The following is a 21,086-nucleotide window of genomic DNA, read 5'->3' on the forward strand; positions in this document are numbered from 1 at the left end:
CCGATATTGATGTGTTTTTGCCTTGGGATTTATTAAATCGCGTTAAAGAACGTGGATGGACCGTCAAAATTTACAGAACGAAAGATTTTCATCGGTCTGTCACCGGCTTAACAGTACCAGTCCACTCTATAATTGATCAATTAGGAAATGCAGATGCCATTCTGTTTGCGAGTGGTCCGGGAACAAGAAAGCTTTATTAAAGATGAAAATTACCTCAAAAGACTTAAATTAAATAGTTCGGAGCAATTAATAGGTTCTATGTGTTCAGGAGCTCTCATCGTAGCAGCTCTTGGTTTTTAACGTTGTTGAAGAATCGTTTATTAGGTGGCAGACCTGCTTTTTGTAAGATTTCTTTAAATATCTTATGTAAACCACGCGAATTCAAATTCATCAATGTCTTGTCGAAACAACATAAAAAACACCTCCAGCTGATAATCGGTAAAAAAACAATGATAATTCGTAGACACAAAAAATTATTCGGAACTTAGGTTAACAAGTTCCGAATAATTGATTTTATGGGCACTTGAGGGAAGAAACCCTCTATTTGTGCAGAAATCATTTAGTTTACATAATATAAATTATAGGAAGTTATACGAGAATTATCTCAAATATGAAGTAAACTCATTAAATTGAGACAAAAAAGAAAAATGAAACGTGCAGCGGCTTTCCATGATGATTTCTACACGGATCCACTGCACGTCAATGTCTTTTACGCTGTTGATGTATGGATGCGTTTGAAGCATTGCGATTCAATCCTTCCAAGCGAATTAAGCAATATCGATACTGTGGTAGCGCACACCTTTATATTGAACACGAACGGAAGCCTGTTTTTCTTTTTCATATGCTGCTAAAAGTTTTTTGGCTTTTAAAAACGCTTCCATCATGCCAGCTGCATGAATCGTTTCCTCCCACATCGATCCCTTCGGATGATCTGTATAAAAAATAAATACATACTGTTTCAATAATCTCACCTCCCATCTACTATTATAGAGAAAATCTGTGTCCATTAAAACTAATAAACTGTTACAGTTGTGTTAACTTTTTATCCACCATTTTTACATTAAAGCATTTTTCCTAATGGAGACTGCTCGTTAATGAGCGGTTGAATTTCATACACAGAAATCGGAAAGTAAGGGATTCCATATGCATAGGCGGTTAATTCATACAATTGATAAAAAAGCACAAGAGCCTTATCTGAGATATAAAAGTCTTGATTTGAAGATATCTCCTTAAAAGGCGGATTTAAAAGAAAAATATCCCGCTCTTTAATTTGTTTTGCTACGATACTTGATAATGCCTTAACATAATCGGCTTGAGGTAAAAATAACTCATGAAGGGAATATTTCTTGCCTGTTTTCGTATCAAAGGTCAGACCTTTTACAACGGTCATTCCATGAGCTCCTCCTGAATAAGCATAGTTGCTCATAGTTAAGCTTAACACGCCTCTTTCGTTCGTTTTCAACTCATAGCTTCCTGTGATCTCCGTTAGCGGATTTTGATAAAATCCTTGCTGAACCATTAATTTTTTCATTAACGACGTAATTTCATAATTGATTTTGTGCTCTGCCTCTTTATTTGGCAATCCGTATACAATCGGATAATATAACTCCATTCGCTTTTGTTTTACATGTGCAGTCCGAATTTGGACAGGTATATCTACAACCATATGTGGTTTCCTCCCTTTCCATTATTTATTATTAATATTAAGAAAAAAACGATCTCTTCCGCTCCAAGCTTTTCGTGTTGTGCTACTTCCCTGTTTTCCACCATATTCAATCGCAATAAAAAACGTGTAGCGAAAGCGCCACACGTGAAAAAAGTTGCTGAGATCTTTTCACTCTCAGTTGTGTTGGTTTTTATATTGTTCCACAGCTTCTGTATAGCGGGCCATTACTTCATCCTTTGACCACGATAATTGCTGGCATAAATAATCGATCACCAACGCATCATCCGCTATGCCTGCGGCAAAGCTTCGTTTCATCCATCGTTCCGCTTCTTCAAATGTAGAAAAAGAAACCGCAGGCACTAAAGCAGCTCCCCATACCTTCCATTTTTTCTGCTCATCGCAAAAAGCAGTCAAAAGCCACTGATCTTGATGATTTTTAAAGAAGATTCCCGCAGCATGCTCCTTCTGATTGAAACGGTTTTGTTCAGCATCAAGATAAACCGAAGGAAGCTGAAAAGCAGGTACGGCAAAGCGCAGAAACGCATCCGCATCGGCTGAACAGCCTGAAGCTTTTGGATGACCGCCTCCGCCAAATCTTTGGGCAAATTCTGCGACGTTCACCTCATCATGGATAGTGCGAAAGCCGATATGCTTTGTTCCCGGATTGACCATCGCAATCATATCTAGATGAGGAAGTCGTTTAGATAAAGCATTTCCTAATTCTGATATATACTGTTCTGCAAAAACAATCCCGACACAACGACCTTCAATCCATGTTTGAACGATTTGCTTTTGTTTAAGGCGAATATAGCGTTGGATTTTCTTTTCTTCGATTTGCAGCACAAACGCTTCTAAATCAGTAAACGCAAACGATGACTCCTTTTGTAGTCGTTCGAGCATTTGCCTAACAAACTCATCAATGCCAAGCATAGATAATAAATCATTTAAATGCTTCGCCCGTACATTGTTATTTTCATCCCATTCCCACGTGTCATATTGACGGACAAGTTCAACGAATTCATCCAATATTTCTTTTCTTTCTAATTTTTGTTCCCGGATGAGATATTCATAAAACAAAGAAGTAGCACATGTCTTCTTTCCGCATTCATCTACAGGTACCACCCATCCCCATGGATGTCGATTAAAATGAAGAGCCGTGATGTGATGATCAATCATTTGTACATGCTTGCCGGTTTTAAATCGGTGGTCCAGCATTTCTTCTATCTCATGATTGACAGCTAAATCGGTGATCCATACAAATGCGGAATCATGCTGACGATTCTCAAGAAAACTCCTTACCCGTTCGTTCAAATTTCGATACGAACAGTAGGAAACATCAACCTCGCTTCCAAAGGCAAGAGTAGCTAATAAGCCGCAACCTACCCCATCTAAATCACTGTCAGTAAATAATTTCATCATCAGCGAAACATCCCCCTTATCTTTTTTATTTATACCAAGCTTTTATGCAGTAATTTTTTCAATAGAGGGAACAGAATGTCTGGCAGCTGTTCAACATTCGAGACGATAATGCAATGTTTTCCATAAATATTCTGGATCGTTCGCTGCTGTTCTTCCGTAATTTCTCCATTTGCTAAAAATACATTCAGCACTTCAATTCCTCTTTTTCGTGCCTCAAGCACTGCTTCATGAGTGTCGATAATGCCGTTTTGTTCATAGTGATATGCCGCCGGCTCTCCATCTGAAAACACTAATAAAAATTTTTGTTTCTCCGTACGCCGCAGCAGCTGCTCTGTCATAAGCCGGATGGCAAAACCGTCGCGATTATCCTCTTGAGGCTCAAGCTGAAGAATTTCTGGTCCTGTCTGTTTCTTTAACGATTCGGAAAAGGAGATCACCGTTTGGAAATAATTCGGTTGCTTCGTTTCCATCGCTTCGTTGGAATCTTCCCAAAAGCCGACAACTTCGTGGAACACCCGCACGGATTTTAGTGATTCATGAAATAAAATAATTCCCCGCTTCGTTTCCTCCATCTTATCGTACATGGAGGCGGAACAGTCGACTAAAAGGGTAAAGACCGCGTCCAGTTCCGGAGAAGGGGTTCGCTTTTTATAAAAAAGGCGCGGCTGCTCATCTGTCCAAAGCCGGAGAAGCTTTTTATGCAAGCGGCCAAAGTGCAGATCGGTTCGTGGCAATGCTTGCTTATGCTCTAACGTTTTTTCTATCATTTTTTTCAACTTTTTTTGATAAGCGATAATCTCAAGCTTCTTTTTCTCATATTCTGCCTGTTCTTGGACAGAAGGAGAATGCGGAGTGAGAAAGATCGCTTCCGCATGCCGGTTTTCTTTGCCATAAGCTTCACCGCCGCCGGATTGTCGGGCATCCTGCTTCCTCTCAAGGCTGATTGGTCTTGTGTACTCATTCCGGCTGCTTTTTTGTGCAGAGCCTTGAACCATTCCTAACGCCTGGTCACCATCTTCTCCCGGCCGGCCGCCTTTTCCTAACAAATGGGTCCGAGATCCTTGTTCCAATTCAAACTGCAAAAAGCTTTTTGTCATATCGCTCGTTTCGCGGTGCCACGTCGGCAGCTCTTGATCGTGAATGTCTTCATCCCCGCTTTTTTGCTTATCAAGCACATCGCAGTTGTTTAAACGGCTGCTTCGTTTAAGATCTGCCAATGTCATATGTGCTTCTTCTTGATTATACGCATGCTGCGGCAAATAAAAATACGTGTTTAACATATCATGTTCCAACACATCCTCTAGTGCTTCCGTAAGCAACAAAACGATACGAGCGATGTCTTTCGTGGAAGAAGCATCAAACAAATGGCCGATCGTCTGCCGAATCCATGGGATCATTGGATCGATGCGTTCATGGATGAACGGTACATCCTCAAGCGGGGATGCAGATGTCAAAAGCAAGTACAGCACTGCAAAAAGAGCATCCGTATAGACGCTCTTTGTCAGGTTGGCTTGCGCTTGGCTTTGAAAGTAGCGGCGATACACATCTCGGCGAGTATTAAACCACTTTTTCGTGCCGGGTCGCTCTTTTTTGCAAAGCTCCTCTAGCCGCAAGTCTTCAGCTAGCATCAATAGTTGCTTCGCAAAGCTGGGCATCGATAATCGATTGGTTTTTTGGATAAAGGCTGTCACTGCGTCGATATCGGTATAATAAAGGGTTCCGATGGCGCGAAGGCATACATCCGTTTTTAAGCCATGCAGCTTTTCTGTTTCCGGCCGATTATCCCAAAAATAGCTCACATACAGCTTTCGAGCTGGGAAGTCAACATATGATTGAAAGCCGAACTCAACTTCCCACTCACTTTGTTTTGTCAGCGTCTTCGCTAAATCAGACAGCTGCATGAATAAAAAGGAATCGATTTTTTTATCGTTAAACTGAATGAACCGTTTCATTTTCACACCCTCACTCAAAGAGAGTTTCTGCGATGTTTCTTACAGCCGCCTTTTCACGCTCGTCCTCAAGTTTATCGATAATGGCCCGTTCAATGGCTCTGAGCGGCGGCAAATAGACGGCTAAATCACACGCATCGATTAAAGCGCGGATCGAAGCGGCTTCTTCGGAAATTTGTCCATTTCTTACTTGAGCGATTAAATCAGACGATAGAGTAACAAAACGATGGATTAAAGCTTCGTCTTTCAAAAGGCTCTGTGTCTGTAACACATTTTTCAATGCACCACCTTGAACATATGGAACATCGATGACAACAAAACGGTTTTTCAACGCTTCATTGAGCGGAACCGTTCCCACATATCCCTCATTGATCGCCGCAATGACGCCAAATGTTTTTTCTGCCTTTACTACCTCTCCAGTAAACGGGTTTGTAATCATTTTTCGGTAATCAAGCACACCGTTTAAAATAGGAAGCGTTTCTGGTTTAGCCATATTAATTTCATCAATATACAATAAATGCCCCTTGTTCATCGCTTGGATCACTGGACCAGGGATAAACTCGATCGCTGTTTTTCCATTATGTTCATTAATTGTCTTAAAGCCAAGAAGCGCTTCTGCATCCAAGTCCACCGAACAATTCACACTATGCATCGGCTGTCCGAATAAGTGGGACAGCGTCTCGGCAAGTTTTGTTTTTCCTGCCCCTGTGGGACCTTTTAGCAGCACGTTTTTCCCGAGTGCCAAAGCAATGATCGCATCATACACAATCGTTTCATTTTCGGCTGTATAGCCGCCTTTTCCAATGAGATACGCATCTTTCTCACAAGCAAACTGCTCGTTTCGCTCTTGAATCATTTGCTCAATCATTGGAGGCAATGATAGAACGTTCATGGTGTCTGTCGCCCTTTCTTTATAAATGCATACCATATCATTCTACTAAATGCCAAGCCTAGATGCAAAGAAACCGTAAGTATCGCATAAACACATTATGTAAACAATCAGTGATATGGAGGAGAACAAGTCCTCCTCTCAACTAAAATTATCTTGAATGGCTTTGCGAATCAATGCCTCACAGCGGTCTAATTCGGCTTTTAATTGCCGCTTGTATAGCTTTGCTTTCTCATATCCTCCATCAGCAAAACGGTAATACACTACCTCTTGATACTTCATTCCTTCTTTTTTTTGTTTCATTTGCTTCAAAATTCCGTCCTCAATTAAATCATGAAGCGCTTTATATACTTCGGAGTGGTTCGGCTTATATCCATACGGTTTAAATTCTTGGCGCAGAACATCTAATATTTTGAGGCCATAAAGGCGTTCCTGCTCAGTTAATGTAATTAAGTACAGCTTTAAAAAGGCTCGCTGCTTCAGCAAAAACCCGCTTGACGTCCGCTTTTCCCGCATTTGCCCTCCTCCTTTTGCTTTTCAGGTTGTATTTATATTCATTCCATTTTATTTATAGAAATCCTGCTTTTTTCTTATGTTTTTATTTAGAACATAGTTTATTTTAACATAAAATAAAACGGAACGCCTCGATCATGGGGACATTCCGTTATTGGTCAATATCAAGAAAATACAATGGTTTTATTTTCATGGATGATGACTCTGTCTTCTAAATGCCATTTCAAGGCTCTGGCAAGGACCGTTTTTTCAATAATGCGTCCAACCCGTTTTAAATCTTCTGGATGATAGCGATGATCCACTCTCGCCACATCTTGTTCAATAATCGGTCCTTCATCTAGGTCATCCGTAACATAATGAGAAGTGGCTCCGATCAGTTTCACTCCTCGTCTGTAAGCTTGTTCATATGGTCTGGCGCCAATAAAGGCCGGTAAAAATGAATGATGGATGTTAATAATTTGAAACGGGAATTCCGCTACAAAGGCTGGTGTTAAAATTTGCATATAACGGGCAAGGACAATCGTATCTACCTTATGTTCCTTCAATAACGCGATTTGCTTTCTTTCCGCTTCGTTTTTTCCTTCCTTCGTCACGGGTATGTAATAGTAAGGAATCCCGAGAGCTTCCACGCTCTCGCGCATATGTTCATGGTTGCTTATCACAAAAGCGATATCGGCCAGCAGTTCTCCTGCCTCCCATTCCCATAACAGCTCGAGCAAGCAATGCTCTTCTTTTGAAACAAAAATGGCCATTTTTTTTAAATCGTTATGTAAACTTAAACGCCACTTCATTTCAAATGTCTCAGCAATTTTCGCAAATTCCTTTTCCATTTCTGCTTTCTTTGCCGTCATATCCGGGCAGTCAAATTCAATCCGCAAGAAAAAGGTGCCTCCCTGTGGATCGGTCGAATACTGGCTTGATTCGACAATATTGGCTCCTTGCTCGTATAAAAAGCTCGTCACCGCCGCTACGATGCCAAGCTGATCTGGGCAAGAAATCAATAAACGGGCACGATTTTGATAGTTTTGCAGAAACGTCTGCAAACGACGTTCTCGAAAAATATGCATAAAAAAATCCCCCTCTTTTTTCATTTCTTCTCATCATACAAAAAAACAGTTGGCATGCCAACTGTTTTTACTGAAATAACGATACATATTCGCCATAGCCCTCTTTTTCCAAATCCTCTTTTGGAATAAACCGCAGTGCTGCTGAGTTGATGCAATAGCGCAGTCCAGTTGGCGCCGGTCCGTCATTAAACACATGCCCCAAATGCGAATCGGCTCCGCGGCTGCGCACTTCGGTCCGAATCATGCCGTGGCTTACATCTAGCTCCGTTTGGATATTTTCCGGACGAAGCGGTTGCGTAAAACTTGGCCACCCGCAACCTGAATCAAATTGGTCGAGCGTGCTAAATAACGGCTCTCCCGATACGATATCGACGTAAATCCCTTCGCGTTGGTTATTCCAGTAAGGATTATCAAACGGAGGCTCTGTCGCGTTGCGCTGTGTCACCTCGAACTGAAGCGGCGTCAGTTTTTTTCTTAGCATTTCCTCTCTTTTTTCATCACGCCAATGCTTTTTCAAAAACGCATCTCGGCCGGAACCGACCCGATAAAGCTTATAACGAAGCGGATTTTTTTTATGATAGTTTTGATGGTAATCTTCCGCCGGATAAAATATAGAAGCAGGCAAAATTTGCGTCACAATCGGTTTCGAAAACCGGCCGCTCGCTTCCAGCTCCCGTTTGGATTGCTCGGCTAATTGACGCTGTTGCTCATGATGATAAAAAATGGCCGTACGGTAGGATTCCCCTCGATCGTGAAATTGCCCGCCAGCATCCGTTGGGTCGATTTGCTGCCAATAAATATCCAGCAGTTTTTGATAAGGGAAAATAGCAGGATCAAATGTAATTTGGACAGCTTCGTAATGCCCTGTCGTATGCGTACACACTTCTTCATATGTAGGATTTTCTTTATGACCGCCTGTGTATCCAGATACGACCTTCATAATCCCCGGCTGCTCCTCAAACGGAGACACCATGCACCAAAAGCAGCCGCCAGCAAATGTAGCAAGCTCATATTCCATGTGGACCATCCTCCTTTATTTTTATCATACCAAAATAGGCAGCTTCCTTAAACAAAGAAGCTGCCTTAAACGTCACGCTATTTTGTTAAATCGCCGGCTGGACCGAAAAATTCGTAGTGAATCCTATCATCTGCTATGCCCCATTGTTTCAGTGCATGATAGACGGTTTTCATAAATGGGACGGGTCCGCATACATAAAAGTCGGCATGAGAATCTGGAACCATGGATTGGATCAGTGTCAAATCAACGAATCCTTCCTTCACAAAGTAAGGATTTTCGCGATCATGATTTTCAGGCGTTTGATAGCAAACTCCATATGAAAACGATGGATGTTCCTTCGCTAGGCGTGCAAGGTGAGCATCAAACGCGTGAACACGGCCATTGACAGCAGCATGAATGAACGTTACACATCGCTGTGGCTGTTTCGCTACTAATGTATTCGCCATGCTCAATAGCGGGGTCATGCCGACACCTCCGCTGATCAATACAACCGGTGTTTCTTTTGTCAAATCAAGGGTAAAATCGCCAGCTGGCGCGCTCAGCTCAAGCACGTCGCCTTCCTTCACCGAATCATGCAAATAATGAGACACAATGCCAGCCGGCTGAGCATCCGTTCCTGCTTCCCGCTTGACACTAATGCGGTAATATCCTGTTCCTGGGGCGTCAGACAAACTGTATTGGCGAATATGTGTATACTCTTCTCCAGGAATATGGACTTTCACGCTCACATATTGTCCCGGCAAAAAATCGCTAATGCCCCCGCCGTCTTCCGGTGCAAGATAGAAAGAGGTAATCAATGAGCTTTCTTTGACTTTCTTTTGTACGACGAATCTTCGAAAATCTTTCCATCCCCCTGCTTTCATCGCCGCTTCATCATACAATTGCTCTTCCACTTGAATGAAAACATTGGCGATCACTCCATAAGCCTCTTTCCACGCCTCGATGATCTCATCCGTCGCAGCATCTCCTAACACATCTTTAATTGCTAGCAATAAATGTTTCCCAACAATCGGATAATGCTCTTTTTTTACTCCTAAGCTGCGATGTTTATGGCCAATTTGCTTGACAACTGGCAAGATGGCTTCTAAGCGATCGATATGCTTGGCTGCCGCATAAACAGAAGCAGCGAGCGCTTTTTGCTGACGCCCTTGCTGTTGATGAGCATGGTTAAAGATGTTTAATAGCTCTGGATGATTGGAGAACATCAACTGATAAAATCGTTTCGTAATTTGCTCTCCGTATTTCTCCAACACTGGAACGGTTGATTGAATGATACGGATTGTTTTTTCATCTAGTAAGGAAGCTGTTTGATTCATCGTTCTTTCCCCTCCGCAAAAACATGTATTTTATATACATCTTTATTGAACCATAGGATTTTAGATAAAAGCAATATTTCAAATACATCTTTAACAAAATGTTCATATTCTTCTTTCATTCAAAAAAAGAAAGCAAGTATGGTAAAATGACAATACGAAAGGTGTGTGAAATCTTATGCAATTAACCAACTATACGGAATATGCCCTGCGCGTTCTGCTGTTTTTGGGAACGCTTGAACCCGGGGATAAAACGAATATTAAAGAAATTTCCGAAGCCTACGCGATCTCTGAACATCATTTAAGCAAAATTGTATACGAATTAGGAAAGTATGGATGGATTGAAACCATTCGCGGGCGCAATGGAGGCATTCGCCTTGCCAAAAAACCGGAGGAGATTCGGCTAGGTGCGGTTGTTCGCCAAACGGAGGATAATTTATCACTCGTCGAGTGTTTTGCGGCTCATGGCAATCATTGTGTCATTACTCCTGCTTGCCAACTAAAGCACGTTCTTCACGAAGCATTAGAAGCGTTTTTGCATGTACTGGATTCTTATACATTAGCCGATCTCCTTGCCAATAAGCAACAGCTCCATCAAATATTTCATCGGCTTCCGTAATGCAAATCATAAAGCTTAGCCTTTCATCTCTTCTCGCATGTTTCCGCACCAAAAACCAGTTTCGCTTCCATTGAATTCATTTTCCCTCTCGATTCATATAAGCCGTTCTGTCCTTATGTACAGACGGCTTTTGATATTTTTGTTGCATTTACGGCATACTACGAAAAATACGTGCCTCATACACAAAATAGAGGATCGAAAAAAAGGAGGAGAACGATGAACAAAAAAGGGACTCTACGGCTAATCACACTGCTTGCAGCAACGATGCTTACAAGCTGCAGCGGCGATCAAGAAAAGCAGCAGAAACAAAACCAATCAACAGATTCGACAGGAGGCGGCATGCACTCCTCTGATCATGGACAGTAGCTCTTTATTTCATGTTTTGATATTTGTCACATGAGGCAAAATGTATTACTATTAGAAAGGTGTGAAAAAAACGGAATATGCTTGAAGGAGGTTGCAATGAAACATCTACACGATTCACTACCGCCTTATTTAAAAGTTGAAAATGGAGAGCTGTGGCTTACGGAGGATGATCGTGAAAATTTAAAAATCAGCTATCGCATAAAAGAAGTGATTTTTTCTCAGCAATCGGCTTTTCAGCACGTCATGATTTTGGACTCATACGATTTTGGGCGAATGCTTGTGCTTGATGGTGTTGTACAAACGACATCGATTGACGGACATATTTACAATGAAATGATTTCCCATATTCCGCTACAGCTTCATCCAGCTGCTAAAAAAGTACTGATTATCGGCGGCGGCGACTGCGGCGCTGCAAAAGAAGCGGCCAAATATCAGCAGCTTGAGCAAATTGATATGGTAGAAATTGATGAAGTCGTCGTGCAGTCCTGCAAGGAGCATCTGCCAGCTGTTTCCGGAAACCTTTCTGATCCGCGCGTCCGCTTTATTTATACGGACGGAGTTGCGTTTGTCAAAGAGCGCACGAAAGAATATGATGTCATTATCGTTGATTCATCTGATCCAGTAGGACCGGCTGAGGCGCTATTTTCCCGCGATTTCTACGCTAGCATCCGTCAAGCTCTTAAAGACGATGGGCTGATGGTTTGTCAAAGCCAATCACCTATTTTCCACTTAGACATCTTAAAACAAACACACACCAATATTCGTCAGTTATTTCCGCACGCTGCTGTGTATACAGCGACAGTGCCAACCTATCCAGGCGGACTATGGAGCTTTACGATCGGCTCTAACATTCCGCTTTCACTTCCGGAAAGCGCCGCGGTGCCAACTGATACAAAATATGTAAACGAAGCGGTGCTAAAGCAATGCTTTCAGCTTCCTGAGTTTATGCGAAAAGCACTTTAATTTTAATAGAAGCCGCCTTCCTACTATTTTAGGAAGGCGGCTTTTGTTTTGTTACCTCGGTCTTTATATACTATTCTCTGACTAGTAGCAAGCTAGTTTTTCTGCTGTGTCCGTACCGCAGCAAGCATGTTTTTTCTATTTCTCTTCTTTTTCCTACGAACGTTATTTCAGCGCACGTGTTGCCAGCATGGAAAGGGTGATATCATCAGCCGGCGGGTTATGCAGGCCGGCACGGACATCGCGGTAATAACGCTGTAAGGAATTCGTTGCAAATAAGCTTTGAGCGCCGACAATGCGCATCGACCAATCGACTATACGAACGGCCGCATTCGTAGCCACATATTTCACAGCCGCCAGCTCCTCTTTCATCTCCGGTCGTTTGGCCGGATCGCGATCCCACCTATCAGCGACCGCATACATAAAATGACGCGCTGTCATTAGTTCAAGGTCGATTTCAGCGATTTTCCGCTGCACTTCCGGCACTTCAGCAATCGGATGAGGAAGGCTATTAGGCTTGTATGCTTTTGCAAAATCAACGGCGTCGTTGCGAGCTGCTATCGCAATTCCTAAATAGCATGCCGGGATATGAAGTAGCCAGCCTTGCGCTTTCGCTTTTGTTTTCGGTGTACGAAGAATCTCGACAAGCGCTTCTTCTTCAACCTCGACACGATCTAAAATTAAGTCGTCGCTTCTGGTCCCCCGCATTCCAAGGGTGTTCCATGTTTCTTCGATTTTAAGCCCACACGCCGTCTTAGGAATGAGAAAATGACCGACTTCCCCCGTCTCTTTGATGGTGGCTGAGACAATAAAATAATCGAGCGCAGGAGCCAGCGATGTAAATGTCTTCCGTCCCGAAATCCGCCAGCCGTCTTTTCGTCTTTCAGCCGTTGTCTCCGGTTTTCCGCCACGTGCCGGACTTCCTGTTGCCGCTTCTGAGTGGGCACTGTTCAGCAACACCTTTTTTTCAACAATTTCCTGACAAAGTCGAGCAAAGATCGATGGCGGCCACCTATCTTCTTCAGCTAAACTCATGACAATGCCTAAGTGCCAGCCAAGCGACAATGCTGTAGCCCCATCGCCTTGGGCCAGCATTTCTTGTACTAGTAAAAACTCGTATAATGAACTACCTTCTCCGCCATATTTTTCCGGTACCGTCAGTGCAAGCAATCCAGCTTCTTTTAACTCAGCAAAATTATCAAAGGGAAACGCCGCCTGCTCATCATGCCAAGCTGCGCGCGTCCGAAACTGCTCGGATAGCTGCCGCGCCCGTTCGTACAGCATTTGTTCCCGTTCGGTGCGGAGAAATAAATGGTATAGATGATTCATCTCGGTTTCTCCTTCTTCAATAAATATAGGTTTCTATGTTTTATTGTACCTGTTCTCCGATCGGAATGGAAACCATATGCCATTAATATGTGCCTAGAGTTCTATTCATTCCAGCTTCAAGTTTGTAGAATCGATCCATCTAAAAAGTAAAAAGATGGCGGACATGACGATCGTCTTCACGATGATAAAATTCATTTTTTGCTTCATCATATTCATATGCCGTTTTCAAGCTTTCCTTATGCTGTACAATGTAGCGAATCGCACGAATGATTTGATACATATCATGATTCGTCATAATGGGATGCAAGGAGATGCGCACCCATCCTGGTTTGGCTAACAAGTTTCCCTCCCCCATGCTTTTGACCATGCTTGCAGATTGTTTTTGATCGATCCCAAGCAAATAATGGCCATACGGCCCAGCACATGAACATCCTCCACGTGCTTGGATGCCGAAATAATCATTAAGAAGTTTAACAACTAAATTATAATGCAAGTCTTCGATAATAAAGGAAATGATCCCGAGCCGATCCTCCCGCTCTCCTTCCAGCACATGCACGCTAGGAATGGTTTTTAATGAAGGCAAAAGCAGTCTTATTAACTCCTGTTCTCTTTTTCTGATTGCCTCTATCCCCATTTTTTCCTTCAATTTGATGGCTAGCGCCGCTCGAATCGCTTGCAAAAACGGCGGGGTGCCTCCATCCTCCCGCTCTTCAATATTTGTCACATATTGATATTCTCCCCATGGATTCGTCCATAGCACCGTTCCTCCTCCCGGATGATCTGGAATGCGATTTTGATATAAGCGCCCATCAAAAACTAATATCCCCGCGCTTCCGGGCCCGCCTAAAAACTTATGGGGCGAAAAGTAAATGGCGTCTAATTTTTGCAGCGGATCATCGGGATGCATATTGATCGAGACATATGGAGCTGAAGCGGCAAAATCAACAAAGCAAAGCCCGCCATGCTCATGCATCATTTTGGCAAGGGTGTAATAAGGGGTTTGCAGCCCGGTCACATTGGAGCATGCAGTGAAAGCGCCAATTTTTAAAGAACGGTCCTTATATTGGTGTAATAGCGCTTGCAAATGATGGACATCTACCTCTCCTGTGGCGGTCGGGCGAATCGTGATGACTTCGCCAATTGTCTCCATCCACGACAACAAATTGGAGTGATGCTCCATATGGGTAACAAAAATAACAGGTACTTTACTTTTGGGGAGTTCGATATAGGGACGAAACCGCTCCGGTATACGCAAGCCGAGAAGGCGCTGAAGCTTGTTCACGGCGCTTGTCGTTCCTGCTCCTTCTAATAAAAGGACATCATGGGGACCCGCATTGACATGTCTTTTCATCACATCTTTTGCGTACTGGTATGCTAAGGTCATTTTAGTGCCTGTAATATTCGACTCTGTGTGGGTATTGGCGACATATGGGCCTATTTCCTCCATGATTTTACGTTCGATTGGCGCATATAAGCGGCCGCTTGCTGTCCAATCGGCATAAATCATTCTCTGCTGACCAAATGGAGTGGTAAAGGAAAACTCCGCTCCGATCGTCGCTTGACGAAATGGCTGAAAGTAAGTTTCTAATTCTCCGTGGGAAGTAAACCGTTGACTGCCGATCACTGCCTTAATTTCCATAAGCATACTCCCCCTTCCATTATGTTTATGATACAGTATGTATAAACAGAAAAAGGGGTTCATAAAAACAAGCTGCCTAATAATTAGGCAGCTTGTTATGATTTCAAGTGGTTTTCGATGTCAGACACGCTATATTTCTCGAGTCGGCTGCGCAAATCCTCTGGAATTGGCTCACTTTTTTGCGTCGCAAAATTAAAATAAACACCGACTACCTCTCCAAGCGCAATTAATGTTTGATTGTTCGCGTCTACAATGCGATGAACAAGCGTAAAACTTTTATTTCCGATTTTGGATACATTCGTTTCCACCTTGAGCGTTTGGCCAAAATATGCTTGGTTGATAAAATCGCATTTAGCAGAGGCGACGATAAACTTCCATTCATGAGGATCGGCAGAGCCAAAGCCGAGCTGCTCAAATAAGCGAATTCTCGCCTCCTCTAAATATACAAAATAATTCGTATTGTTAACATGGCCAAGCGCATCTGTTTCTCCAAAACGAACGGTGATATGAGTAATATGCGTAGCCATTTTTCTCCCCCTTTCCCCTATAAAGGCTTATCCATATGCTTTCCTTCATCATAGCGGAAATTTTTGTCTTTGGCAATTATTGTTTGAAAATATTTTTTGATTATTTAGAACATAGTTTAAGAATATAGGGATAAGCTGATAGCTTTTATATTCCCCGAAGCATAAGGGAATGGATCTTGTGTTTTCATTTTTGAACAATAGATCAGTAAACAGAAAGCATTTTTATAAAATAAAATCGTCTTTTCCTATCTATTTATGGAGCGATTGATTCTGCTAATCAGGGCAAAAGCCAAGCGGCGGCCAAATAGCTGAGTAATGAAAGAACACCACACACAAGCGAAATTTTTAATTTATATTTGGCATATTCCATTAAATCCAAATCCATAATGGAAGAAGTTGTTATCGTTGTATCGCCCAGCGGTGAAGCAAAAGCGCCGAATGTGCCGCTAGCAAATACAGCACCTACGGTCATCGGAAGTGAAGCGCCCGTCGCTGCGGCCAGTGTGACACCGAGCGGCATAAACAGGCCCCATGTTCCCCAAGATGTGCCGATAAAATAAGAAATAAACGAACCAAGCGCGAACATCATCGCCGGAACCATTTCTTTTGGCAGCATTCCGCCAAAAGTGGAAGCAATATAGTGCGAAAAGCCCAACTGCTCCGCCGTAGCAGACAGGGCCCATACAAGAATAAGCATACCGATCGGAGCCATTAACTCATTTCCCCCGTCAAAAAGATGATAAATTAATTCATCCAGCTTTTGGCGGCGGAATAAATAAAATAACATGGTCACAATAATGGTCACAAATAGTGACACCACCATCACAAATGTTGCGTCCGCTGCAGTAAAGGCGGCGATCAGGTTGTCAGCTCCCCGCTTTGTGCCATCATACCAAAAGAAAAAAAGCGTGAAGGAAAGGACAAGGAGAAGCGGAAAAAATAAGTGCAGCGGCTCTCCCACTACTAAAGCGAGCTCTTTTTTCAGACCGAGACGATGGAAATAATTCTGTTCGTCTCCTTTTTCCTTTTCTTCTTGGCCGATGCCGATATTTTTAAAAGTAGTCACCACTCCGATCAATAGCGCAATAATGGCAAAAAAATTATAAGGCAAGCTTGCAAGAAAGAGAGAAAACGCATTTTCTTCCATTTGGTTTTGCTTGAGCGCCCCATCTACAACCGATGTCATAAAACCGACAAAAGCCGTTGCCGCTGGAAGCAACACAATGATAGGCTCCGTCGAGACATCAATCATATACGCCATTTTTCGTTTATCGATATGAAACTTGTCGAGCAACGATTTCATAACAGGACCGATCAGCATGATACGAAACATCGGTGTAAAAAACGTAAAGGGAATGGTAAGCCAAATAAACCATAGCAAGCGGCGCCGAGAATGGATTTTTTTGCTGATCCATTGCACAAATCCTTTCATTCCGCCGGTAATCTGCATCATTCCGACTAAGGCGCCAAATAAATAAAGAAAAGCAAGCACTTGGATATGACTCATTTCCGTTGCGGCCTGCAGCGTTGCCTGAACGGCTTGCTCAATCGCTAAAAGGAAATGTTGTTCTAGAAAAAATGCTCCGATCAACAAACCGGCAACGAGTCCCGGCAGAATTTCTCGAAGCCAAATAGCAAGCGGGATGACAATGAGAAACGGCAATAATGAAACCCATGTTCCTTCCAATTTGATATTCACCATCCTTATGTTAGAAGGATAGCCATAAATGCTTTAAACTATTACTTCATTTATTGATTATTTAGCACATAGTTTTATTAAATTGTATTACCGAAAAAAACCCGCACGTGCTTATGGAAGCAAGTGCGGGTGATGAGTACGCCGGGCAAAATCAACAAACCGAAATTTATCGAGTCGATGTCTCGACTCAGTAAACTGAAATAAGCTCGCATCTTCTAAGTAGACAAAATTTTTCACAACGACTACATGTTCATAGCCGTTTAAATCCAAATATTTTTGATCCTCAGCTGTCACTCGGTCAACAAACATTTCTTTTTTGGCAAAGCTAATGCGAAGCTTTAGTTCGTTTTCCACATATTCATAAATTGAATTTTCACAAATGTCGCGAGTCAATATTGGAACAAATTTTTGGCAAAGAAAGTCCTTGTCTAAAATAATTTTCTCTCCTTCAATTTCCCGAGCACGAATCACTTTCCATACTTTTTCCTTATTTTCGGTTTCCAATTGCCGTTTAATATATTCATCAGGCTCAATCAGTTCCAGTTCATGTACGATCGTTCTTGCCGGCTTGTTCATTTTTTGCGCCAATTCCTTAAAGCTGACAAGTCCAGAGACAGGAAAGTCATATTTCCCGACATCTAATACGATGGACCCCTTTCCTTTTATTTTTTGAATATAGCCATGCTCTGACAAAAGATTGAGCGCTTTGCGAATGGTTTCGCGCGATGTTCGATATTGCTGGGACAGTTCATTTTCAGAAGGCAGCTTTTCGTTCGGTTGAAAAGCGCCTTTGCGAATCTGAAGCAAAAGATCGTTGTAAATCGCTAAAAATTTATTTTCCTTCATGGTCATCACCGAATTGTATTGTATCATTTTGTTAAATGATACACAATCGCCTCATATGGACGCAACATAATTTCTTGTACATGCTCAGAGGAGTCATTATAGTTGGAAAGCAAGATGCGGCTTGTATATCCGCTTATATCCAACTCGTCTGGCAAAATAAAGGTCGCTTGGCCGCCAAAAAAGTTGGCTACTACCAGCAGCTTTTCGCCATTTCCATTGCGCGCATAAGCAAAAATTCGCGGATGATCCTCTAGCAATAACTGATAGTTTCCTGTTGTAATAATCTCATAGTTTTTTCGCAATTCAATCAAACGCTTGTAATGATAGAAAATCGATGTCGGATCCTCTAATGCATTTTTTACATTAATTTCTTTAAAATTCGGTGCGACAGAAATCCAAGGAGTTCCAGTTGTAAATCCCGCATGCGGACTATCGTCCCATTGCATCGGTGTCCGTGAATTATCCCGCGATTTGCATTTTAAAATTTCAAGTACTTCTGCTTCTGTTTTTCCTTGCTCCAGTAAAATTTTATACATATTTAAGGTTTCCACATCGCGGTATTCTTCAATTCGCTCGAACTTCGGGTTGGTCATGCCGATTTCTTCCCCTTGATAGATGTAAGGTGTTCCTTGCATCATATGAATAACGGTCGCCAGCATCTTCGCTGATTCTTTATGATAGACTTGATCATCACCATAGCGCGACACGATTCTCGGCTGGTCATGATTACACCAGAAGAGGGCATTCCATCCTCCTCCTTTATTCATTTCCACCTGCCAAGTAGATAAAATTTGTTTTAAAGCCAGAAAATCGAATGGAGCCGCCGCCCATTTCTCACCATTTGGGTAGTCTACCTTTAAATGGTGAAAGTTAAATGTCATATTCAATTCGTTTCGCGCTGGATTGGTATATTGAATACAATGATCAATGGTGGTCGATGACATCTCCCCCACCGTCATAATATCATATTTTGCAAACACTTCCCGATTCATTTCCTGCAAAAACTCATGAATGCGCGGACCGTCTGTATAAAATCGGCGGCCGTCCCCCAACGGCAAGGATTCATCATCATCGAGAAAACGTTGATCTTTCGAAATCAAATTAATGACATCCAAGCGAAAACCGTCGACGCCCTTTTGAAACCAAAAATGCATCATTTCATAAATCGTTTTGCGCAGTTCTTCATTTTCCCAATTCAAGTCCGCCTGAGTGACGTCAAACAAGTGCAGATAATATTGCCCCGTTTTCTCATCATACTCCCAAGCCGATCCGCCAAATTTGGACGTCCAGTTTGTTGGAGGGCTGCCGTCTGGTTTAGGATCCTTCCAAATATAAAAATGACGGTAGCGGTTTTCTTTTGACGAACGCGCCTGCTGAAACCACTCATGATCGGTTGAGGTGTGGTTGACGACCATATCCATAATCACTTTGATACCGCGTTGATGAGCTTCAGCAAGCAGACGCTCGAAGTCCTCCATTGTTCCATAATCTTGATGGACACTAAAATAATCACTAATATCATAGCCGTTATCTCGCTGTGGCGAAGCATAAATAGGCGTCAGCCAAATGACGTCAATCCCTAATGTCTTTAAATAGTCTAATTTTTCGATAATCCCTTGCAAATCTCCTATTCCATTTCCCGTCGTATCTTTAAAGCTCTTCGGATAAATTTGATAAACAACGGCTTTTTTCCACCATGGTTGCTTCAATGAATATCACCTCGTTTATAATTTTGCGACTATCGGGAAAAACGATACCATTGGCGGTCATTCACCAATGGTATGAATCTTTAGTTATTCATATTGATTATTTAGAACATAGTTCTATTAATTATAGTCTTTGCGAATTTTTCCCAACACAAACGTTAGAACAAATGGCAGCACAATCGCGATCGCCATTCCAATGAAAAACGGCGCCCATTTTTGCGGAACGATTGATAAGAAACCAGGAAGACCGCCCACGCCGATGGAAGCTGCGATCACTTTATTGAGTGTGATGAACATTCCGCCAACCGCGGCTCCAATCATCGCTGAAATAAATGGATAACGGAAGCGTAAATTCACTCCAAACATGGCCGGTTCCGTGATTCCTAAATAAGCTGAAACAGCAGATGTGAATGATAACCCTTTCAGTTTCTCATCTTTTGCTAAAAACATCATCGCTAACGCTGCTGAACCTTGAGCGATATTCGAAAGAGCAAGAATCGGCCATAAAAATGTTCCGCCCGTGTTGGTGATCAGCTGCAAATCAACCGGCAAGAACGTATGATGCATCCCCGTGACCACAAGAGGGGCATATAACGCTCCATATAGAAGCCCGCCAATCGCGGGAACATTATGAAACACGGAAACAAATACACTCGTAATTCCGTTGCCGATGGCAAATGTAATCGGCCCGATCGCGATAAACGCTAAAAAGCCGGTAAAAAGCAACGAAAGCGGGGCAACTAGCAGCAATTGAAACGCATCAGGAATTCGTTTGCGCAAAAACAGTTCTGTTTTTGCCAGCACGTATGATGCCACTAACACAGGCAATACTTGCCCCTGGTATCCTACTTTTTGAACATCCAATCCAAACAGATTCCATACAGGAATTTTCCCTTCTTCTTTCGCTGCTCCCCATCCCCATGCGTTTAACAAATCTGGATGAACGAGCATTAAGCCAAGCACAATACCAAGCAATGGACTGCCGCCAAATTTCGTTACCGCTGACCAGCCGATTAAACCTGGCAGAAAGACGAACGCCGTGTTGGCAATTAAGTTAATGATGCTAGCAAAATCGGCCCACTCTTTATGCACTTCCACAAACGATTTATTTTCGTAAAAAATCCCTTGGCCTGTTAGAATGTTATTAATCCCCATCAATAAACCCGCTGTTACAATCGCCGGCAAAATCGGAATAAAGATATCCGCTAATGTTTTAATCGCGCGCTGAAACGGGTTTAGCTTCGCTTCCGCTGCATCTTTAATCTCTTGCTTTGTCGCGCGGCCAATACCCGTCAACTCCACCATTTCGTTGTACACTTTATCAACAAGCCCTTGTCCAATTACGACTTGAAACTGGCCGTTTGCCGAAAAGGAACCTTTGACGAGATCAATACTTTCTAAAGTCTCTTTATCTACTTTGCTCTCATCCTTTAATGCAAATCTTAAGCGGGTGACACAATGTGTTGCCGCCACAATATTCTCTTTTCCTCCAACAGACTCTACAATCTTTTCGACTGATTGTTTGCTGATGCTCATGATGATCCCTCCGTAACCGTTTACA

Annotated in this window: 19 protein-coding genes; 3 read left to right on the forward strand and 16 right to left on the reverse strand. The window is 42.5% G+C overall.

The window, feature by feature from the left end; translation table 11 throughout:
* Nucleotides 1-767: 767 nt before the first annotated feature.
* From GFC28_RS03835 to hmpA, 9 genes are all read right to left on the reverse strand, one after another.
* Nucleotides 768-962: a hypothetical protein gene (locus GFC28_RS03835; RefSeq protein ID WP_044742125.1), complete on the reverse strand. Its 195-nt coding sequence runs from the start codon at nucleotides 960-962 to the stop codon at nucleotides 768-770.
* Nucleotides 963-1,060: 98 nt separating this feature from the next.
* Nucleotides 1,061-1,666, reverse strand: coding sequence for a DUF3298 and DUF4163 domain-containing protein (locus GFC28_RS03840; RefSeq protein WP_044742126.1), 606 nt, complete (start codon nucleotides 1,664-1,666; stop codon nucleotides 1,061-1,063).
* Between the two features lie 174 nt (nucleotides 1,667-1,840).
* Nucleotides 1,841-3,085: a DHH family phosphoesterase gene (locus tag GFC28_RS03845; RefSeq protein ID WP_044742127.1), complete on the reverse strand. Its 1,245-nt coding sequence runs from the start codon at nucleotides 3,083-3,085 to the stop codon at nucleotides 1,841-1,843.
* 29 nt (nucleotides 3,086-3,114) lie between these two features.
* Nucleotides 3,115-5,037, reverse strand: coding sequence for a vWA domain-containing protein (locus GFC28_RS03850; RefSeq protein WP_044742128.1), 1,923 nt, complete (start codon nucleotides 5,035-5,037; stop codon nucleotides 3,115-3,117).
* A gap of 10 nt (nucleotides 5,038-5,047) precedes the next feature.
* Nucleotides 5,048-5,926 (reverse strand): ATP-binding protein, encoded by an 879-nt coding sequence (locus GFC28_RS03855; RefSeq protein WP_082063521.1) that lies wholly within the window; start codon nucleotides 5,924-5,926, stop codon nucleotides 5,048-5,050.
* 138 nt (nucleotides 5,927-6,064) lie between these two features.
* Nucleotides 6,065-6,439, reverse strand: coding sequence for a replication termination protein (locus tag GFC28_RS03860; protein WP_044742130.1), 375 nt, complete (start codon nucleotides 6,437-6,439; stop codon nucleotides 6,065-6,067).
* Between the two features lie 161 nt (nucleotides 6,440-6,600).
* Nucleotides 6,601-7,503 carry a formyltetrahydrofolate deformylase gene (purU, locus tag GFC28_RS03865; protein ID WP_044742131.1) on the reverse strand — a complete coding sequence of 301 codons (903 nt, stop codon included), beginning with the start codon at nucleotides 7,501-7,503 and terminating at the stop codon, nucleotides 6,601-6,603.
* A 67-nt stretch (nucleotides 7,504-7,570) separates the two neighbouring features.
* Complete coding sequence (gene msrA, locus GFC28_RS03870) at nucleotides 7,571-8,521, reverse strand: peptide-methionine (S)-S-oxide reductase MsrA (RefSeq protein WP_044742132.1); 951 nt, start codon at nucleotides 8,519-8,521, stop codon at nucleotides 7,571-7,573.
* A gap of 77 nt (nucleotides 8,522-8,598) precedes the next feature.
* Nucleotides 8,599-9,837: an NO-inducible flavohemoprotein gene (gene hmpA, locus GFC28_RS03875; RefSeq protein ID WP_044742133.1), complete on the reverse strand. Its 1,239-nt coding sequence runs from the start codon at nucleotides 9,835-9,837 to the stop codon at nucleotides 8,599-8,601.
* Nucleotides 9,838-10,012: 175 nt separating this feature from the next.
* Between hmpA and GFC28_RS03880 the strand changes: the two genes are divergently transcribed.
* From GFC28_RS03880 to speE, 3 genes are all read left to right on the forward strand, one after another.
* Entirely contained in the window at nucleotides 10,013-10,453 is a 441-nt protein-coding gene (locus GFC28_RS03880) for an Rrf2 family transcriptional regulator (RefSeq protein WP_044742134.1), read from the forward strand.
* A gap of 216 nt (nucleotides 10,454-10,669) precedes the next feature.
* Entirely contained in the window at nucleotides 10,670-10,819 is a 150-nt protein-coding gene (locus GFC28_RS19190) for a hypothetical protein (protein ID WP_156487508.1), read from the forward strand.
* Nucleotides 10,820-10,915: 96 nt separating this feature from the next.
* Nucleotides 10,916-11,782, forward strand: a complete 867-nt coding sequence (gene speE / locus GFC28_RS03885) for a polyamine aminopropyltransferase (RefSeq protein ID WP_044742135.1) — start codon at nucleotides 10,916-10,918, stop codon at nucleotides 11,780-11,782.
* 162 nt (nucleotides 11,783-11,944) lie between these two features.
* Here the strand turns inward: speE and GFC28_RS03890 are convergent, their stop codons facing one another.
* The 7 genes from GFC28_RS03890 to treP all read right to left on the reverse strand — a co-directional run bounded on the left by GFC28_RS03890 (nucleotide 11,945) and on the right by treP (nucleotide 21,061).
* Nucleotides 11,945-13,108, reverse strand: coding sequence for an acyl-CoA dehydrogenase family protein (locus GFC28_RS03890; RefSeq protein ID WP_044742136.1), 1,164 nt, complete (start codon nucleotides 13,106-13,108; stop codon nucleotides 11,945-11,947).
* 139 nt (nucleotides 13,109-13,247) lie between these two features.
* A complete protein-coding gene (locus GFC28_RS03895) occupies nucleotides 13,248-14,747 on the reverse strand; it encodes an aminotransferase class V-fold PLP-dependent enzyme (RefSeq protein WP_044742137.1) in 1,500 nt (499 codons plus the stop codon).
* A 95-nt stretch (nucleotides 14,748-14,842) separates the two neighbouring features.
* Nucleotides 14,843-15,274 carry an acyl-CoA thioesterase gene (locus tag GFC28_RS03900; RefSeq protein WP_044742138.1) on the reverse strand — a complete coding sequence of 144 codons (432 nt, stop codon included), beginning with the start codon at nucleotides 15,272-15,274 and terminating at the stop codon, nucleotides 14,843-14,845.
* A gap of 277 nt (nucleotides 15,275-15,551) precedes the next feature.
* Entirely contained in the window at nucleotides 15,552-16,961 is a 1,410-nt protein-coding gene (locus GFC28_RS03905; RefSeq protein WP_044742149.1) for a Na+/H+ antiporter NhaC family protein, read from the reverse strand.
* A gap of 123 nt (nucleotides 16,962-17,084) precedes the next feature.
* The gene (gene treR / locus GFC28_RS03910; protein ID WP_044742150.1) at nucleotides 17,085-17,819 is read right to left on the reverse strand and encodes a trehalose operon repressor; all 735 of its coding nucleotides are present in this window, start codon (nucleotides 17,817-17,819) and stop codon (nucleotides 17,085-17,087) included.
* Nucleotides 17,820-17,842: 23 nt separating this feature from the next.
* Nucleotides 17,843-19,528, reverse strand: coding sequence for an alpha,alpha-phosphotrehalase (gene treC, locus GFC28_RS03915; RefSeq protein ID WP_044742139.1), 1,686 nt, complete (start codon nucleotides 19,526-19,528; stop codon nucleotides 17,843-17,845).
* Nucleotides 19,529-19,645: 117 nt separating this feature from the next.
* Complete coding sequence (gene treP, locus GFC28_RS03920; RefSeq protein WP_044742140.1) at nucleotides 19,646-21,061, reverse strand: PTS system trehalose-specific EIIBC component; 1,416 nt, start codon at nucleotides 21,059-21,061, stop codon at nucleotides 19,646-19,648.
* Nucleotides 21,062-21,086: the final 25 nt, after the last annotated feature.

Source organism: Anoxybacillus sp. B2M1, assembly GCF_001634265.1.
Lineage (GTDB): Bacteria > Bacillota > Bacilli > Bacillales > Anoxybacillaceae > Anoxybacteroides > Anoxybacteroides rupiense.

Excerpts from the sequence above, each read along its gene's own strand:
- GFC28_RS03845 (WP_044742127.1), bottom strand. The coding sequence starts at position 3,085 with ATGATGAAATTATTTACTGACAGTGATTTAGATGGGGTAGGTTGCGGC.
- GFC28_RS03880 (WP_044742134.1), top strand. The coding sequence starts at position 10,013 with ATGCAATTAACCAACTATACGGAATATGCCCTGCGCGTTCTGCTGTTT.
- GFC28_RS19190 (WP_156487508.1), top strand. The coding sequence starts at position 10,670 with ATGAACAAAAAAGGGACTCTACGGCTAATCACACTGCTTGCAGCAACG.
- GFC28_RS03850 (WP_044742128.1), bottom strand. The coding sequence starts at position 5,037 with ATGAAACGGTTCATTCAGTTTAACGATAAAAAAATCGATTCCTTTTTA.
- speE (WP_044742135.1), top strand. The coding sequence starts at position 10,916 with ATGAAACATCTACACGATTCACTACCGCCTTATTTAAAAGTTGAAAAT.
- GFC28_RS03900 (WP_044742138.1), bottom strand. The coding sequence starts at position 15,274 with ATGGCTACGCATATTACTCATATCACCGTTCGTTTTGGAGAAACAGAT.
- GFC28_RS03895 (WP_044742137.1), bottom strand. The coding sequence starts at position 14,747 with ATGGAAATTAAGGCAGTGATCGGCAGTCAACGGTTTACTTCCCACGGA.
- GFC28_RS03890 (WP_044742136.1), bottom strand. The coding sequence starts at position 13,108 with ATGAATCATCTATACCATTTATTTCTCCGCACCGAACGGGAACAAATG.
- msrA (WP_044742132.1), bottom strand. The coding sequence starts at position 8,521 with ATGGAATATGAGCTTGCTACATTTGCTGGCGGCTGCTTTTGGTGCATG.
- GFC28_RS03855 (WP_082063521.1), bottom strand. The coding sequence starts at position 5,926 with ATGAACGTTCTATCATTGCCTCCAATGATTGAGCAAATGATTCAAGAG.
- purU (WP_044742131.1), bottom strand. The coding sequence starts at position 7,503 with ATGCATATTTTTCGAGAACGTCGTTTGCAGACGTTTCTGCAAAACTAT.
- GFC28_RS03840 (WP_044742126.1), bottom strand. The coding sequence starts at position 1,666 with ATGGTTGTAGATATACCTGTCCAAATTCGGACTGCACATGTAAAACAA.
- treP (WP_044742140.1), bottom strand. The coding sequence starts at position 21,061 with ATGAGCATCAGCAAACAATCAGTCGAAAAGATTGTAGAGTCTGTTGGA.
- GFC28_RS03860 (WP_044742130.1), bottom strand. The coding sequence starts at position 6,439 with ATGCGGGAAAAGCGGACGTCAAGCGGGTTTTTGCTGAAGCAGCGAGCC.
- hmpA (WP_044742133.1), bottom strand. The coding sequence starts at position 9,837 with ATGAATCAAACAGCTTCCTTACTAGATGAAAAAACAATCCGTATCATT.
- treR (WP_044742150.1), bottom strand. The coding sequence starts at position 17,819 with ATGAAGGAAAATAAATTTTTAGCGATTTACAACGATCTTTTGCTTCAG.